Origin of the sequence: Salinispora cortesiana, assembly GCF_000484695.1 — a bacterium.
Classification (GTDB): Bacteria; Actinomycetota; Actinomycetes; order Mycobacteriales; family Micromonosporaceae; genus Micromonospora; species Micromonospora cortesiana.
The window spans coordinates 1-2,269 of sequence record NZ_AXVR01000150.1; the positions used below are offsets into that span (position 1 = coordinate 1).

At 64.4% G+C, this 2,269-nt stretch carries 3 protein-coding genes; 1 reads left to right on the forward strand and 2 read right to left on the reverse strand.

Annotated elements, in window-relative coordinates; all coding sequences use genetic code 11:
* On the forward strand, nucleotides 1–531 hold a 531-nt coding region (locus tag K228_RS0124640; protein ID WP_025620747.1), incomplete at its 5' end, for a hypothetical protein.
* Between the two features lie 176 nt (nucleotides 532–707).
* On the opposite strand, the gene K228_RS0124645 is transcribed toward K228_RS0124640, so the two are convergent.
* Both K228_RS0124645 and K228_RS0124650 read right to left on the reverse strand, forming a co-directional pair.
* The gene (locus tag K228_RS0124645; protein ID WP_025620748.1) at nucleotides 708–1,625 is read right to left on the reverse strand and encodes a ParB/RepB/Spo0J family partition protein; all 918 of its coding nucleotides are present in this window, start codon (nucleotides 1,623–1,625) and stop codon (nucleotides 708–710) included.
* A 1-nt stretch (nucleotide 1,626) separates the two neighbouring features.
* A partial coding sequence (locus K228_RS0124650; RefSeq protein ID WP_033777430.1) for a ParA family protein occupies nucleotides 1,627–2,269 on the reverse strand: 643 nt, incomplete at its 5' end.

Here is a 2,269-nt window from a genome sequence, read left to right on the forward strand (position 1 = left end):
GCGGTGACCGCCACGCCCGCAACCGCTGCTGGTAACCCGGACAAGGTGGCCGAGGCTTCGTCGTGGCTGCAGGAGGAACTTCTGAAGTTGCAGCCCGGCACAGCCGACGGCGGTACCTACACCGACAAGCCCGGCTACCACAACACCCGCGTAGCCAACAGCCCCACCGACTACTCCGTCCTCGACGACAACGACCAGGGCGGACCCTCGGACAAGGCCGCCGCCTACGACTGGACCTTCTCGGAGGCCACCAACATCGCCGAGTACTCCAGCCGGCTGCTCGCCTCCGGCCAGGATCCCGATGATCCTCGACTGGACGGCTGGCGTGAGTTCTTCGGGCAGGCCGACAGCGACAACGAGGTGGAAGGCTGGGACTTCCGCAAGGACGAAGCCGCCACTTCGGACCCGTCGCACCTCTGGCACATCCACCTGAGCGAGGACCGGGACAAGGTCACCAGCTTCGAGAACAAAGAGGCACTACTCAGCGTTCTCCGAGGCGAGACCGTGGACCAGTGGCGGCTCAACAAGTGAGCCGACCGGGCCGCTGACCACGCCGCCGGGCTAGTCACCGAGTACGGGACCAGCTGAACCACCAAGCTCACACCCCACCAGGGGAGAGCACGCTGTTGGCCGGCACCCGAACGGGTGCCGGCCAACAGCCGTACCTAAGGCCCACCGCCCGGGACTGCTGACCAATAGCGAGTCGCCTATTCAGTGCCAGCCGGTACCTGCTCCTGATCATCAGGAGTGGTGTATACCTGCAGCAGTAGCTGAGCCAGCGCTCGAAGGTCTTCAGGTGCCATCTCTGCCTGTAGCGACTTCGCGATCTTGTCGGGAGTGCCGCCGAGGTGCCTGATGGCCGACGCGACCTTGCGCGGACGTTCGCCTTTTTCTCGGCTGTCGACAGCGGCTTTGGGGACTGCAGTCTCGTTAACCGCGGTTAATTCTGGCTTGTGCTGGCGCTGTCGCAGTTCCTCAAGTTGCTCTGTGGGTGGTAGCTGGTGGAGGTCTCGCACGTCTCGTAGTGGCACCTCACCCGACCTCAGCATCGACTGCAGCTCCGGGGCAAGCTTGAGCAGGTTGAGTCGCTGGGTCACCCATGCAGGAGTGCGGGATAGGCGTTCGGCTGCTGCCTTCCCTGTCCTGCTCTCCTCCACCAGGAGTTGAACTGCTCGCGCCTCCTCGATCGGGTCCAGGTTCTCCCGGTCAAGGTTCTCGGCTGCGGTGGCACCGACCCAGGTCTCTCGGCTCTCAGCCAAGTGGTTCTTGACGATGATGTCGAGTGTGGCCAGGTTGGCCAGCAGTGCGGCTGCGCGGCGCCGGCCGCCGGTGACTTGCACCCAGAGGGCTTTACCGACCGCAGGTCCGTGCTCGGGGTAGATCCGTAGGAACGCTTCCCGGGGAACGACGGCACACGGCTGGAGTTGTCCGTGCGTTCGCATCGAGTCCGCGATGCTTTCGATCTTCGCGTGATCGGTATCGAGGTCTCGGGTGTTCAGTGGGTTGGCTGCGATCTGCTGTACGCGAGCCGTCCGCGGCGCTGACTCGGCAAGGGTGGGGACGCGTGCCTCGGGCAGGGCCGGCTCGCTGGCAAGGTCTGACAGGTTGATTCGTTTCCCCGCCATGTCAGACCTCCTGGAGGCTTGACGCCGTCTGTGGTGGGGTTGCTGCTGTTCCCCCGTAGCCCATCTCCAGCGCTAGGCGGAAGAAGTCTTCACGCGCTTCCATCGCTACACGGTTCCGCGGATACTGCGTCACCACCATGCCCTCGGCAGATGCCCGAGAGTGCAGCTTGTAGCGGCGGATGACTGCGTTGCACATGGCCCAGCCCTTGCGCTGGATGAACTGCGCGGTTTGCTGCAGGTCGGGCAGACCGTCACGCGGATCCCAGCTGTTCACGACCACTCGATACGGGATGCCGCGAGGTGCGATGACAGCCTCGATCGTGCGGCTGGTGGGGTCGTAGCACAGCGGCTCCGGCACCATCGGCACGAGTACGTCATCGCACTCGTCGAGCGCGGCCTGGAGGATCCGCTCATCCTCTAACGACCCCGGTGTGTCGACGAAGATGTGCTCATAGTGCAGGTTCCGTAACTTGCCAAGGTCGCGTGGGTCGTCGACCTGGGCGAAGTCGAACGGCAATCCGCCGTGCTTCTCTACCCGCTTTGACCACCAGACAGAAGACGCCTGAGGGTCCGTGGAGGCAACCATCACCGGACTGTCCGGGTCACCCACCGCTTCAGCGGTCGATCGGAGGATTGGCTCGGGG

Excerpts from the sequence above, each read along its gene's own strand:
- K228_RS0124645 (WP_025620748.1), bottom strand. The coding sequence starts at position 1,625 with ATGGCGGGGAAACGAATCAACCTGTCAGACCTTGCCAGCGAGCCGGCC.